Here is a 14,434-nt window from a genome sequence, read left to right as displayed (position 1 = left end):
CCAGTTCCAGGAGAATTCAGCCCTGCCGGTGCCGCCGGCTGGCTTCGCAACGAAGCATCGGGAGCTGCGGACAACTCCCGATGCTTCGTTCTGCTAGTTCCTGCGTTTGCCGACGCAAGACGCCGAGCGTACGCTACCCCTTCGCCACAGCCACCGGGGTGGGTTCGAAGATCGCGTAGAGCAGCTTCTCTGCCCATTCAAGGATCTCCCCGTCGGCCAGATCCCTGCCGCCGATTGGCGAGGTCTTCGGCTTCGGAATGAAGATCGAATTCAGCGCCGGCTTGTTCGCAGCCCCCGGGTACAGGCGTTCCAAGCGCACCTGGCGCGAAGCAGGCAGGTCCTCGATCTTTGCCGGGGCCAGCTTGATGTGGTTGCCGATCTGCTGGATATCATGCAGTCCCACGGCACGCGCACGGATGCGCAGGGCCGCCACCCGCATCAGGTTCTCCACCGGAACCGGCAGCTTGCCATAGCGGTCCACCAGCTCATCACGGACCTCGGCGAGCGCCTCATCGGTCTCGGCCTGCGCAATGTTGCGGTACGCTTCCAGGCGCAACCGCTCGCCTGGCACGTAATCGTGCGGCAGGTGGGCATTGACCGGCAGGTCGATCTTCATTTCGGTGGCTTCTTCCTCGCCTTCCCCCTTGTAATCGGCCACGGCCTCGCCGACCAGGCGCAGGTACAAGTCAAAGCCCACCCCGGCGATATGCCCGGACTGCTCGCCGCCGAGCAGGTTGCCGGCTCCACGCAGTTCCAGGTCCTTCATGGCCAGCTGGTAGCCCGAACCCAGCTCGTTGTGCGCGGCCACGGCCTTCAGCCGCTCCAGCGCGATCTCGCCCAGCGGCTTCTCCGCATCCCATAGGAAGTAGGCGTAGGCGCGCTCGCGGCCGCGGCCCACGCGCCCGCGCAGCTGGTGCAGCTGGGACAAGCCGTAGTTGTTCGCCCGGTCGACGATCAGCGTGTTCGCGTTGGAGATATCCAGGCCGGTTTCGATGATCGTGGTGGAGACCAGCACATCGAATTTCTTTTCCCAGAAGTCCTGGATGATCCGTTCAAGCCTTGATTCGCTCATCTTGCCGTGGGCCACCTCCACGCGGGCTTCAGGAGCCAGTTCGCGCAGTTCGGCCGCCACCCTTTCAATGGAGCTGACCCGGTTGTGCACGAAGAACACCTGGCCATCGCGCATCAGCTCGCGCTTGATGGCAGCGGAAATCTGCTTGTCGCTGCGCGGACCTACATAGGTCAGCACTGGGTGCCGCTCTTCTGGCGGGGTGGCCAGGGTGGAGGTTTCGCGGATGCCGGTCAGCGACATCTCCAGGGTGCGCGGGATCGGGGTGGCGCTCATCGCCAGCACGTCCACGTTCGTGCGCATCTTCTTGAGCTCTTCCTTGTGCTCCACGCCGAAACGCTGTTCCTCGTCGATGATCACCAGGCCCAGATTCTTGAATTCCACGTTCTTGCTCAGCAGGCGGTGGGTGCCGATGACGATATCCACACTGCCGTCCTTCAGCCCGGCCAGGATCTCCTTGGATTCCTTGGCAGTCTGGAAGCGCGAGAGCGTCTTCACGCGCACCGGGAACCCGGAGTAGCGTTCAGTGAAGGTCTGGTAGTGCTGGGAGGCCAGCAGCGTGGTAGGCACCAGCACGGCCACCTGCTTGGAGTCCTGGACCGCCTTGAACGCGGCGCGCACCGCAATCTCGGTTTTGCCGAAGCCCACGTCGCCGGAGATCAGCCGGTCCATCGGGATTTCCTTCTCCATATCGGACTTCACCTCGTTGATGGCGGTGAGCTGATCCGGAGTCTCGATGAAGGCAAAGGCTTCCTCCAGCTCGTTCTGCCACGGGGTGTCCTGGGCGAAAGCGTGGCCGCGGCTGGCCATGCGAGCCGAGTACAACTTGATCAGGTCGCCGGCGATCTCCTTGACCGCCTTGCGGGCCTTGGATTTGGTGCTGGCCCAGTCCGAGCCGCCCATCTTGGACAGGGTCGGCGCTTCGCCGCCGACATACCGGGTGACCATATGCAGCTGGTCCATCGGGACGAAGAGCCGGTCCCCCGGCGCGCCGCGCTTGGAGGAGGCGTATTCCACCACGAGGTATTCGCGCTTGGCGTCCTTGCCCGAGCCGTTGACCTTGCGGGCCATGAGCTCAACGAACTTGCCGATGCCGTGCTGCTCGTGGACGATGAAGTCCCCCGCTTCCAGGCTCAGCGGGTCAACCGCATTGCGCTTGCGCTTGACGGTGAGCTTGCGGCCCTTGCGGTTAGGGTAGGCGCTGGAGCGGCCCAGCAGGTCTGCTTCGGTGAGCAGGCCCAGCTTGAGCTCCTCGAAGACGAACCCTCGGCCGGCGGTGGCCTGGGTGATCTCGATCAGACCGGCGGTTGGCTCGGCGGACAGGTCATCCACGCGGTGCGCTGGGATCTTGAATTCGGCAAAGAGCTCGGAGAGGCGGGCAGCCGGGCCCGGTCCCTCGGTCGCCACGACAAAGCGCCATTGGTCCTTGACCCGCCCGGCAATGAATTCCATCATCGCCTCGATGTCGCCTTGGTAGCCGTGCGGTTCGCGGGCCGGCACGCGGATGGTCGCGGCACCCAGATCCAGTTCGTCATCGGCGCCCAGTGAGGTGATCGCCCACCAGGAGACCTTGGCGGCGCGTGCGTGCTCCACCGTTTCGGCCAGCGAGGCGAAGTCGCCGGTGGCCAGCTTGCGTTCAGACCCGGCGGTGGCCAGATCCAGCGGGGCGCTGGCCCCATCCGAGGCCGAGGCCCACGCGGCTGCCAGGAACTCGGCGTTGGTGGCATTCAGGTCCTGGGCTCGGGCGCGCACCCGCTCTGGTTCCATGACCAGCGCGATGGAGGATTCGGGCAGCAGCGAGAGCAGCGGCACCATCTTGTCCACCAGCAGCGGAGCCAGGGATTCCATGCCTTCCACGGCGATGCCGCCGGCAATCTTGGTGAGCATTTCCTGGGCGGCCGGGAACTGGTTCTTCAGGTTCGCGGCCCGGCTCATCACCTGCGGGGTGATGAGCATTTCGCGGCAGGGCGTGGCGATGATCCGCGTAGGCCCGGGGTCATCGGTGGAGCGCTGGTCTGCGATGGCGAAGTAGCGCATCGAGTCGATCTGGTCGCCGAAGAAGTCGATGCGTACCGGATGGTCCAGCGTCGGAGGGAAAACGTCAATGATGCCACCGCGCACAGCGAACTCGCCGCGGTGCGTCACCATGTCCACGCGGGCGTAGGCGGCGGCCGCCAGGTCCTTGATGACGTTGTCGAATCCCGGCTCGGCGTCCAGTTCCAGTACCACCGGGCGCAGTTCGCCCAGGCCTGCGACCAAGGGCTGCAGCACAGCACGGATTGGCGCGATGATGATATTCAGGCTCTCGTCCCGGTCGTGCAGCCGGCGCAGCACTTCCAGCCGGCGGCCCACGGTATCGCTGCGTGGCGAAAGGCGTTCATGGGGCAGGGTTTCCCACGAAGGGAATTCGGCGATTTGCCCTGCCGGGAGGAAGGCGCCCAGGGAGCTGGAGACCTCTTCCGCCTCGCGGCCGGTCGCGGTGACGATCAGCGTCACGCCCGGATGCTCGCTGCGGCTCAGTGCCTGGCTGATGTGCGCCGAGAGGATGGGGCGCATGCCCTGCGGGGCGGCGATTTCCAGTTCTTCGCTGCGTGCATGGTAGTCATGAGCGGCGCTTTGCCCAATGCGCCTGAAGGAAGGTTCTTCGCGCAGGAAATCATGAAGTCCGCTTAGGCTCATGGGGGTTCGGGTCCTCTCATGCAGACGCTTGGCTCGGTGCTTTCGTGCGGCGGTGCGCCGATATGACACCACGAGCGCCGGCCGTCGATGATTATCCACGGCCGAAACGTCAATATGTTGTTTTGGGTGCAGTCCTAGCCTACCCAATGCGCCTTTGCGGATAGGGTTAATACTGTCCGTCGCCGGGCCTGCACTTTTGCTGCCCGGCCACTTAGATTTCCAGATTGGGATTAGCTTTCATGGCATTGAACGCAAGCACTCAGATCGCCCACCCTGCAGACCAGGTCATCGCAACACTCAGCGATCGCGGCTTTGCCGAGCACCTGACCAAGGTGGCAAACGGTTCCCTGACCGACTTCTCCGTGAACGGTGACACCGCCGGCGCCTTCACCGTGACCACCGTTCGTTCGGTCCCCACCGATCGCGTCCCGGATATCGCCCGCAAGTTCGTTGGCGCAACCATCGAGATCACCCAGGTGGACCAGTGGACCGCCCCTGATGCTGCCGGCAACCGCTCGGCCACCGTGAAGATCTCTGTTGCCGGCGTTCCGGTGAACGTCAGCGGCACCGAGCAGCTCACGGCGCAGGGCGAAACCTCCGAATTCTCCATCGATGCCAAGGTTTCTTCCTCGATTCCGTTCATCGGCGGCAAGCTGGCTTCGGCTGCGGAGCCATACCTTGGCAAGGCACTGAATTTGCAGGCAGCCCAGGTCGAAGCCTGGCTCTCGAAGCAGGCCTAGCGAATAGTTACGCAACACCTCAGTCCCCGGACGTGCGATATCTCGCAATACGTCCGGGGATTTGTGCTCTGGAGCACTGTTCGCGCTAGTGTTGAATGCAGGTGTGCCGGGAAGTCTGGTCGGCGAGAAATATTCATTTAACGAAGTAAGCGAGTTAAACGCATGAGCCAAACTCCGTCTTCGGGTTCCGGCAAGAACCTGTTTTCGCGCCCCAGCTATAACGAATCAGTCCGTATCGGCGACATCCTGCGCAAGGAAACCGTCGGCGGCATGGTTCTCATCGCCGGCGCCCTGCTGGCCTTGGTCTGGGCCAACACCCCGCTGCGCGATTCCTACTTCGCACTGCGTGATTTCCACTTCGGCCCAACCCTGTTCGGCGTGGACCTGAATCTGTCCGTCGGCCACTGGGCCGCCGATGCGCTGCTGGCGGTGTTCTTCTTCCTGACCGGCCTGGAGCTGAAGAAAGAATTCGTCATTGGCGATCTGCGCAATGTGAAGACTGCGGCCGTTCCGGTAGCAGCCGCTTTCGGCGGCGTGCTGGTGCCGGCGTTGATCTTCGTCGCCATCGCGTCCATGTCCGGTGGCGGCGAGCTGCTGCGCGGCTGGGCCATTCCGACCGCAACCGACATTGCCTTCGCCGTGGCGGTGCTCGCGGTGATCGGCTCGGCGCTTCCCGCGGCGCTGCGCATCTTCCTGCTGACCCTGGCCGTCGTCGATGACCTGATTGCCATTGTCATCATCGCCGTCGTGTTCACCGACGATCTGAACCTGTCCTACCTGGGCCTGTCGCTGATCCCCATCATCCTGTTCACGGTGCTTGCCCGTTCCCTTGGCAAGTTCTTCGCCAAGCGGGCGTGGGCCGCGTGGGTCATCCTGTTGCCTCTGGGCATCATCACCTGGATCTTCGTCTTCGGTTCTGGCATCCATGCCACCATCGCCGGTGTGATCCTGGGCTTCTGCGTCCCGGTCAAGCGCACCGACGGCCGCGAAGGCATCGGCCTGGCCGAACAATTCGAGCACCGTTTCCGGCCGCTGTCCTCCGGCTTCTGCATCCCCATCTTCGCCTTCTTCGCCGCTGGCGTGACTGTCATTTCCCCGGAGCAGGGCAGCGGCGGCTTGCTCACCGATCCGGTGTTCTGGGGCATCGTGCTGGGTCTGGTGCTCGGCAAGCCGATTGGCATCATGGGCTCGACCTGGGTAGTGACCAAATTCACCAAGGCCTCGCTGGACAAGGATGCCCGCTGGGGCGATCTCTTGGGCGTCACGTTACTGGCAGGCATCGGTTTCACTGTTTCCCTGCTGGTTTCCGAACTGTCCTTCGGGCTGGAGTCCGCGCACTACGAGCACGCCAAGGTAGCGATCCTCGCCGGATCGTTCCTTGCCGCGATCCTCGGCGCCCTGTGGCTGATTCCGCGCAACCGCCGCTACAAGGTCCTGCACGAGCAAGAGACCCGTGACGACGACGAGGATGGCATCCCCGACGTATACCAGCAGGGCGACGAAGCGAACTAGCCCGCTGGAATGCTGAAGAAATAGCTCGGGCGTCGGCTTTCACAAGTGAAAGCCGACGCCCGAGCTATTTCGTTTTCCTACTACTTGTGCGCCTCGTGCATGGCGACCTCGGCGGCCACCCAAGCGAGCATGGCGCACTTGACGCGTGCGGGGAACTTGGAGACGCCGACAAAGGCGGCGGCGTCTTCCAGCACGTCCTCATCAGGCTCGAAGTTTCCCTTGGAGCGCATCATCTCGCGGAAATAGTCCCGCTTCCCAAGGAATTCTTCCTTGGTCAGTTCCGGCAGCATCTCTGCCAGCACCGAAGCGGAGGCCATGGAGATGGAGCAGCCATCTCCTTCCCAGCTCATCGAGGTGAAATGGTCCTGGTCATCCAGCTCGACGCGGACCCGGATCTGGTCGCCGCAGATCGGGTTGTGCTGATGCGATTCGCCGTGCACTAGCCCTTCGGTGAGCTCAACCAGCGGCGAACCGATCCGGCGCTTCGAGTGGTCCAGGATGACCTGCTGGTAAAGCTGATCCAATTCGTTCATTTAGACTCCAAAGTATTCGCGCACGGAGCCCAAGGCCTCAAGCAGGGCCTTGATGTCTGCCTCCGTGTTGTACAGGTAGGTGCTGGCGCGGGTCGTGGAATTCACGCCCAGGGCGCGGTGCAGCGGCTGCGCGCAGTGGTGGCCCACGCGCACCGCGATGCCGCGCGAATCCAGGTACTGGCCCACATCGTGCGGGTGCACCCCCATCACTTCAAACGGGACAGTGCCGATGCGCTGGGCGTCGGCCGGGCCGAAGACGCGCACGCCATCGATCTTCGAGATGCCCTCATAGAGCATCGCCCCGAGGTGCTCTTCCCAGGCCGCGATCCGGCCCATGCCGATTTCGTCCAGGTAGGCAACTGCGGTGGCCAGGCCGTGGGTCTGGGCAATGCGCTGGGTACCGGCTTCGAAGCGCTGCGGCGATGGCATGTACTGCGCATGCTCCATGTCCACCACGGTGATCATGGATCCACCGGTCAGGAATGGCGGCATGGCGTTGAGCAGTTCTTCGCGTCCGTAGAGTGCGCCAATGCCCGTTGGGCCGAGCATCTTGTGGCCCGAGAAGGCCATGAAGTCCACGTCCAGGGCCTTCACGTCGACCGGCAGATGGGGCACGGACTGGCATCCGTCCAGCACCGTCAAGGCGCCGACCTTGCGGGCGGCATCAACGAATTTCTGGGTATCGGTGATGGTTCCCAGCACGTTGGACACGTGGGTGAAGGCCACCAGCTTGGTGCGTTCGGTGACCAGTTCATCGAGCAGGTCGTAGCGCAGCGCTCCGTCTTCGGTGATGGGCACGTAGCGCAAGGTGGCACCGGTTCGGAAGGCCAGTTCCTGCCATGGGATCAGGTTCGCGTGGTGTTCCAGTTCGGTGGTGAGGATTTCATCGCCCGGACCCAGACGGAAGCGGGCTGCAGCTTCTCCCCCGCGGCCCAGGGAGGCATTGGACATCGAGTAGCTGATCAGGTTCAGCGCTTCGGTGGCGTTCGCGGTCCAGACCAGTTCGTTGGTGCGTGCACCGATGAACATGGCCACCGTCTCGCGTGCCTGCTCATAGGTTTCGGTCGCTTCAACTGCCAGGGAATGCGCACCGCGGTGCACCGCGGCATTGGCGTTCTCGTAGTAGTGCTGCTCGGCTTCGTAGACGCAGCGCGGCTTTTGGCTGGTGGCGCCGGAGTCCAGGTACACCACGTCAACGCCGTTGACTTGGTGCTCCAGAATTTCAAAGTCGGCCTTGATGCGCTCAACTTCTCCAGCTGTCAACGCTTCAAGTGCTTCTGGCTGACCGGCAATCGTGTGCACGTGGTCCTCCAAATAATTGTCATGGATGCCAGGCCGAACGCGGCATCAGAACAGCCGGCGCCCTATTAGGCAAGGGGTACATTGGGTAATTATTCCACTCTGGGCCTCGATGCACATCTAAGTCAGGCCTTAGTAAGGAACGCCTCGCTACATGGCATTCCTAATTTTTAACGAGAGGAGGACCGCTGCGAACTGGTCCAGTCCGCAGCGGTCCCCGCTTCACCGCTCCCGCCAGGGGCAGCGATCAGCTGATATGGAATTTTGCCTGGGCGGCTTCCAGTCCCGAGGTCATCAGCAATTGAACTGCGTCAGCGCAATTGTCGATCAGGAACGGAAGATCCGCCTTCTCGGTCTTTGAGAAGTCCTGCAAAACCCATTTGGCGGTATCCATGCGGCCCGGAGGACGTCCAACGCCTGCGCGCACGCGCAGATAATCCTTGGAACCCATGGCCTTTGATATATCGCGCAATCCGTTATGCCCGCCTTCGCCGCCACCGCGCTTGAGCTTGATGGTGTCGAACGGAATATCGATCTCGTCATGCACGACGATCAGGCGGTCGACGCCGATGCCGAAGAACTTCGCGGCATTGGCTACCGGCCCGCCCGAAAGGTTCATGTACACCATGGGCTTGGCCAGTACGATGCGCGGACCGCCAACCCCCATGCGCCCCTCGACCACTTGGGAACGCGAAGAGTGGGTCTTGAATTTCGAGCCGACGCGATTGGCCAGCTCGTCGAGCACCATCTGCCCGATATTGTGTCTATTGCCAGCGTAGCCGGACCCGGGGTTCCCGAGTCCGGCTACGAGCCAAGTTCCATCACTCATGATGCTCAGCTGAAACCTAGGTCGCTGGAATTAGGCAGCGATGATCAGGTCCAGGTGATCAACGGTGCGGTTCAGCGCGTGGATCTGGATGTCCTTGATGGTGGTCTTGACGGTCTTGCCTTCGATGTTCAGAACCAGCTCAACACCGCGGTCGCGAACGGCCAGGGTGGTTTCGCGGCCTGGCAGCAGGACGTGCTGCGGCTCGGAGCCTGCGCCGTAGACTACAGCTGGGATCTGGCCGTCGCGGCGAGCCTGGCGGGCAGCGCCCTTGCCGAAATCGGTGCGTACAACGGCGTCAAGGTTGACAGATGCCATGATAATTCTCCTTAGGAAATGGTTGCTTCATTCAGGCCCTTGCGTGGACTCGGGAAGCAACCAACATCTAGGAGATGAAAGAGCTTTTCCGGCCTTGTCGATAACGGTCCCACCATCGCTGGTGTTTCCCTCGCCTGGGCACAGTCAATAATTCTAGCAGTCCCACGCCCCTGGACGAAAATCTGTCACCCAGAACACAGCGGGCCCTTGCGCTGGCGGGTAGCGTTGAGGCAAGTCCCGCAAGCCGCTGCAGCCGACGAACGCTGCAGGAAGGAATTCCATGGCCAGCAAGCAGCCAGCAATGTCCCCTTCCGCTCTTCCGATTGCACCGGTACTGGACCGGGCCACCGGTCCCCGGCGTGCCGAAGCCGATGAGCTGCTGGCGCTGTTCAAGGAAATTTCCGGTGACGAACCGGTAGTCTGGGCCGGGCGTATCCTCGGCTTCGGCCAGTACGAGTACCGCTACGAGTCAGGGCACGGCGGCATCGCGCCGCTGCTGGCCTTTGCTCCCGGCCCGAGCCACCACACCATCTATCTGGCCAGCGGATTTGCCGAACGCTGGCCGGAGCTGCTGGAGAAGCTCGGCAAGCACCGGAGCAGCAAAGCCTGCCTGTATCTGACCCGGCTTGCCTCGGTGGACCAGGCAATCCTGCGCGAACTGATCGAGAAGTCGCTGCAGGCAACGCTGTCCGACGACACGACCATGAACAGCTGATTTAACTGCCTTCGGCCGGCACCCGCAGGGGTACCGGCCGAGGGCTTGCGAAACGAGGGCTGCTAGGCGCGGCCGTCAAACAGGTTCGTAACCGAACCGTCGTGGAACACCTCGGAGATCGCGCGGGCGATCGTTGGTGCGATCGAGAGCACGGTCAGGTTCTCGAAGCGCTTCTCTTCCGGGATCGGCAGGGTGTTGGTGACAACAACTTCCTTGGCACCGCACTCGGCCAGGCGCTGCGCGGCCGGATCCGAGAACACGGCGTGGGTCGCGGCGATGATGACATCCTTGGCACCGGCTTCCTTCAGCACGCGCACGGCGCCGGCGATGGTTCCGCCGGTGTCGATCATGTCATCGATCAGGATCGCGGTGCGGCCCTCGACCTGGCCCACCACGGTCTTGGACTCGGCCTGGTTCGGCACGGTCAGATCGCGGGACTTGTGCACGAAGGCCAGCGGAGCGCCACCCAGGCGCTCAGCCCACTGCTCGGCCACGCGCACGCGTCCGGTGTCCGGGGACACCACGGTCACTTCGCTGACATCCACCTTGGACTTGATGTAGTCGGCCAGCAGCGGGAAGCCGAACAGGTGGTCCACCGGACCGTCGAAGAAGCCCTGGATCTGCGCGGTGTGCAGGTCGCAGGAGATCACGCGGTCGGCGCCGGCGGTCTTGAACAGGTCGGCAACCAGGCGGGCCGAGATCGGCTCGCGGCCGCGGCCCTTCTTGTCCTGGCGGGCGTACGGGTAGAACGGCGCCACAACGGTGATGCGGCGAGCCGAAGCACGCTTCATCGAGTCGATCATGATCAGCTGTTCCATCAGCCAGTTGTTCAACGGTGCTGGGTAGGACTGCAGCAGGAACACGTCCTTGCCGCGCACCGACTCGTCCGAACGCACGTAGATCTCGCCGTTGGCGAAGTCGTAGGCGTTCAAAGGCAGCAGATCGGTGTCGAGTTCCTTGGCTACTTCTGCGGCAAGTTCCGGGTGCGCGCGACCGGTGGCCAGCACCAGCTCTTTGTCGACGTTATGGCGGATTTCACTCATGGGGTTTGCTTTCTCGCTCGCTTCGCTATCACGTATGAGGTTGTTGTCGAGGAAATGTAGTCCGTAGCTGGATTACTCGGAAGCCGAGGAGTTCAGCGAGGACTTGAATGCTGCGTCAGCCGAAGGGGTGCCTGGGCGCTTTTCCAGCGTCCATCCCTCGGAGTTGCGCTGCGGTGCCACAGACAGTGCCAAGGCACCGGCCGGGACGTTCTTGCGGACGATGGCTCCGGCTCCGGTGTATGCGCCGTCGCCGATTTCCACCGGGGCGACGAATACGGTGTTGGAGCTGGTGCGCACATGCGAACCGATCTTGGTGCGGTGCTTCTTCTCGCCATCGTAGTTTGCGGTGATATTGCCGCAGCCGATGTTGGTGAATTCACCGATTTCAGCATCTCCGGCGTAGCCGAGGTGCGAGAGCTTGGAGCCACGGCCAATCGTGACATTCTTGGTTTCGTAGAAAGCGCCGATCTTGCCATCTGCACCGAGGTCAGTGCCCGGGCGCAGGTAGGCGAACGGGCCAACCGAAGCGCCGTCAGCGATGCGCGAGTCGGTGGCGTCGGTGCGCTTGACGGTAGCGCGCTGGCCAACCACCACGTTGGTCAAGGTGGTGTCCGGGCCAACGGTGGCGTTGGCGCCGATGACGGTCTCGCCGTGCAGCTGGGTTCCCGGCTTGATCGTGGCGTCCTGGCCGATCATGACGTCGGCGTCGATCCAGGTGGTCGCAGGATCGACGATGGTCACGCCCTGGCGCATCCAGAATTCGGTCTTGCGCTGGTTGTAGATGCGGGCCAGGTTGGACACCTGCACGCGGTCGTTGGCGCCCTCGATCTGCCAGCGGTCGGCGATCTGCGAGGAAGCGACGCGGCCGCCGCGTTCACGGGCGATGGCGAGAACGTCGGTCAGGTACATCTCGCCCTGTGCGTTGTCGGTGGTGACCTCGGTCAGTGCCGAACGCAGCATCTGGGCATCGAATGCGTAGATGCCGGAGTTGATTTCCTTGACTGCCAATTCCTCCGGCGAGGCGTCCTTCTGTTCGCGGATGCCGGAGACGTCCCCGTTGGCGTCGCGCAGGATGCGGCCGTAGCCGGAAGGGTCATCCAATTCGGTGGTCAGCACGGTCACCGAGTTGCCGTTCGACTCATGGGTGGCCACCAGTTCCTGGAGCACCTCGCTGGTGAGCAACGGCACATCGCCGTAGGTCACCACAACGGTACCCTCAAGCGACGGGTCGACAACTTCCAAACCCTGCTGCACGGCGCGGCCGGTGCCCGGGATCTCATCCTGGTCGGCAATGGTGATGGAAGGGAACTGCGTCAGGATGTGCTCTGCGACCAGATCGCGCTGGTGGCGGACAACTGCTACCAGGTTCTGCGGCTGCAATGCCGATGCCGCGTGGAGTGCGTGGCCAATCATGGACCGACCTGCAATTTCATGCATGATCTTCGGCTTCGCCGATTTCATGCGGGTACCGGCGCCAGCGGCGAGGACGATGACAGCTACTGGTGCATTGACCTGATCACTCAAGTGCATTCTCCTGCAAATTGGTTTCAAGGTTTTGGGCAGAGAAGTAAACCTCAGAGCAAGTCTATCGCGAGCGCCGGGATGTGCTGAATTGACTAAAAAATAACGGCGCCACATCCGTGGCGCCTTATCAATGGTTCCGCCCCTAGGATTCGAACCTAGAATGCACAGCTCCAAAGGCTGGCGTGTTGCCATTACACCAGGGCGGAAAATCGCTTGCGCAGGGCATGCCCGACAAGCACGCTAATTATTCTGCCATGATCGGCCCGTTGTGCGAAATCGCAAAACACCGTTGCTAAACTCACTTTTGTTCTCTGCTTTAAACAGCCCGGGCCAGCCTGCAATGACCTCGATTTGCCCTCGGAACGTAAAATGGGAATCGTGGCTCATTTACTCGGGGGCGAAGCCCTGCATCTGGAATATCCCACCCATGTCGTTTTCGACTCGGTCACCATCGGCATCTCCGACGGCGACCGCATCGGCTTGGTGGGTCGCAACGGCGAAGGCAAGTCCTCGCTGCTTGGCATGCTCTCCAACAGGATCGAGCCCAACTCCGGGCGGGTGACCAAGCGCAACGGACTGCGCGTGGGCGTGCTGGACCAGTCCGACACCCTGGATCCCGAAGCAACCGTGCACTTCAGCGTGGTGGGCGAAATGGACGACCACGAATGGGCCGGCCAAGCCCGGATCCGCGACATCATCTCCGGGCTGGTCGCAGACCTGGACTGGGAAGCAAAGGTCGGCACCCTTTCCGGTGGCCAGCGCCGCCGCGTGGCCCTGGCCGCGCTGCTGGTGCAGGACTGGGATGTCGTCATCCTGGACGAGCCGACCAACCATTTGGACGTCGAGGGCATCTCCTGGCTCGCCGAGCACATCAACAACCGCTGGTCCAAGAACTCCGGCGGCCTGATGGTCGTCACCCACGACCGCTGGTTCCTCGACGCGGTCTGCACCACCACCTGGGAAGTGCACGACCGCCTGGTCGAGCCGTTCGAGGGCGGCTACGCCGCCTACGTGCTGCAGCGTGTGGAACGCGACCGCATCGCCGCGGTCACCGAATCCAAGCGGCAGAACATGATGAAGAAGGAGCTGGCCTGGCTGCGCCGCGGCGCACCGGCCCGCACCTCCAAGCCGAAGTTCCGCATCGAGGCGGCCAACCAGCTGATCGCGGACGTTCCGCCGGTGCGCAACCCGCTGGAACTCAAGCAGATGGCCACCAGCCGGCTGGGCAAGGACGTCATCGACCTGCTGGACACCGAGGTCTCCTTCGGGGACAAGCAGGTTCTCAAGCCCTTCACCTGGCGCATCGGGCCAGGTGAGCGCACCGGCCTGCTGGGGGCCAATGGCGCCGGCAAGTCCACCCTGCTGGGCCTGATCGCCGGCACCGTGGCGCCCACCGGCGGCAAGATCAAGCGCGGCCAGACGGTCAAGCTGGCGGTGCTTGACCAGCAGTTCCGCGAACTGGAGCAGATCGGCGAGGACCTGGTCCGCGAGGTGCTCGGCCGCTTCAAGACCACCTTCAATGTGGACGGCAAGGACCTGACCCCGGCACAGCTGCTCGAGCGCCTGGGCTTCTCCTCCGCGCACCTGTCCACCAAGGTCCGCGAGCTCTCCGGCGGCCAGCGCCGCCGCCTGCAGCTGCTGATGATCCTCATGGGCGAACCGAACGTGATGATCCTCGATGAGCCGACCAACGACGTCGATACCGACATGCTGGCCGCACTGGAAGATCTGCTGGACTCCTGGCCGGGCACGCTGATCGTGGTCTCCCACGACCGCTACCTGCTCGAACGCGTCACCGACCAGCAGTACGCCATCCTGAATGGCATCTTCCGCCACGTGCCTGGCGGTGTGGACGAGTACCTGAAGCTGCGGGCCGCCCAGGGATCGACCGGCGGATCGAATCCCACCCAGGCTTCTGCCCAGGCTGGCGAGAAGCCTGCCGGCCCGTCGGGGGCCGAGCTGCGTGCCGCGCAGAAGGAACTGAATGCCAATGAACGCAAGGTAGGCCAGCTGGAGGAAAAGATCGCCAAGGTCCATGCCAAGATGGCCGATCATGACCAGAGCGACTACGAGGGCCTGGCCAAGTTCACTGCCGAGATCAACGACTACCAGTCGCAGATCGATGAGCTGGAAGAGCGCTGGCTGGAACTGTCCGAGCTGCTCGGATAGCTTCTGC

Annotated in this window: 10 protein-coding genes, 1 tRNA gene and 1 pseudogene; 4 read left to right on the top strand and 8 right to left on the bottom strand. The window is 63.0% G+C overall.

The window, feature by feature from the left end; genetic code table 11:
- Window positions 1-133 precede the first annotated feature (133 nt).
- Window positions 134-3,748 (bottom strand): transcription-repair coupling factor, encoded by a 3,615-nt coding sequence (gene mfd / locus ACR9WD_RS04025; RefSeq protein ID WP_254590640.1) that lies wholly within the window; start codon window positions 3,746-3,748, stop codon window positions 134-136.
- A gap of 239 nt (window positions 3,749-3,987) precedes the next feature.
- Between mfd and ACR9WD_RS04020 the strand changes: the two genes are divergently transcribed.
- Complete coding sequence (locus ACR9WD_RS04020; RefSeq protein WP_254590641.1) at window positions 3,988-4,488, top strand: DUF2505 domain-containing protein; 501 nt, start codon at window positions 3,988-3,990, stop codon at window positions 4,486-4,488.
- 162 nt (window positions 4,489-4,650) lie between these two features.
- Window positions 4,651-6,000, top strand: coding sequence for a Na+/H+ antiporter NhaA (nhaA, locus tag ACR9WD_RS04015; RefSeq protein WP_434922779.1), 1,350 nt, complete (start codon window positions 4,651-4,653; stop codon window positions 5,998-6,000).
- Between the two features lie 80 nt (window positions 6,001-6,080).
- Here nhaA and sufU read toward each other — a convergent pair whose 3' ends face one another.
- The 4 genes and pseudogenes from sufU to ACR9WD_RS03995 all read right to left on the bottom strand — a co-directional run.
- Window positions 6,081-6,533: a Fe-S cluster assembly sulfur transfer protein SufU gene (gene sufU / locus ACR9WD_RS04010; protein ID WP_121866350.1), complete on the bottom strand. Its 453-nt coding sequence runs from the start codon at window positions 6,531-6,533 to the stop codon at window positions 6,081-6,083.
- Window positions 6,534-7,826, bottom strand: a complete 1,293-nt coding sequence (locus tag ACR9WD_RS04005; RefSeq protein ID WP_434923188.1) for a SufS family cysteine desulfurase — start codon at window positions 7,824-7,826, stop codon at window positions 6,534-6,536.
- Window positions 7,827-8,079: 253 nt separating this feature from the next.
- Window positions 8,080-8,661, bottom strand: a complete 582-nt coding sequence (gene pth / locus ACR9WD_RS04000) for an aminoacyl-tRNA hydrolase (protein WP_141359174.1) — start codon at window positions 8,659-8,661, stop codon at window positions 8,080-8,082.
- 42 nt (window positions 8,662-8,703) lie between these two features.
- A pseudogene (locus ACR9WD_RS03995) lies at window positions 8,704-8,976 on the bottom strand (50S ribosomal protein L25); the annotation flags it as partial.
- 280 nt (window positions 8,977-9,256) lie between these two features.
- On the opposite strand from ACR9WD_RS03995, the gene ACR9WD_RS03990 reads away from it, so the two are divergent.
- Window positions 9,257-9,691, top strand: a complete 435-nt coding sequence (locus tag ACR9WD_RS03990; protein WP_434922778.1) for a DUF1801 domain-containing protein — start codon at window positions 9,257-9,259, stop codon at window positions 9,689-9,691.
- Between the two features lie 62 nt (window positions 9,692-9,753).
- Here ACR9WD_RS03990 and ACR9WD_RS03985 read toward each other — a convergent pair whose 3' ends face one another.
- From ACR9WD_RS03985 to ACR9WD_RS03975, 3 genes are all read right to left on the bottom strand, one after another.
- On the bottom strand, window positions 9,754-10,734 hold the full coding sequence (locus ACR9WD_RS03985) for a ribose-phosphate diphosphokinase (protein WP_141359170.1): 981 nt from the start codon (window positions 10,732-10,734) through the stop codon (window positions 9,754-9,756).
- Between the two features lie 72 nt (window positions 10,735-10,806).
- The gene (gene glmU / locus ACR9WD_RS03980; RefSeq protein ID WP_369826769.1) at window positions 10,807-12,258 is read right to left on the bottom strand and encodes a bifunctional UDP-N-acetylglucosamine diphosphorylase/glucosamine-1-phosphate N-acetyltransferase GlmU; all 1,452 of its coding nucleotides are present in this window, start codon (window positions 12,256-12,258) and stop codon (window positions 10,807-10,809) included.
- Window positions 12,259-12,389: 131 nt separating this feature from the next.
- Window positions 12,390-12,464: transfer RNA gene (locus ACR9WD_RS03975), tRNA-Gln, on the bottom strand.
- Window positions 12,465-12,636: 172 nt separating this feature from the next.
- Between ACR9WD_RS03975 and ACR9WD_RS03970 the strand changes: the two genes are divergently transcribed.
- Window positions 12,637-14,427, top strand: a complete 1,791-nt coding sequence (locus tag ACR9WD_RS03970; RefSeq protein WP_190264700.1) for an ABC-F family ATP-binding cassette domain-containing protein — start codon at window positions 12,637-12,639, stop codon at window positions 14,425-14,427.
- Window positions 14,428-14,434 lie beyond the last annotated feature (7 nt).

The sequence above is a fragment of the Glutamicibacter sp. PAEs-4 genome (assembly GCF_051161755.1).
GTDB classification, from domain to species: domain Bacteria; phylum Actinomycetota; class Actinomycetes; order Actinomycetales; family Micrococcaceae; genus Glutamicibacter; species Glutamicibacter nicotianae.
This window is presented reverse-complemented; position numbering and strand designations above follow the sequence as displayed.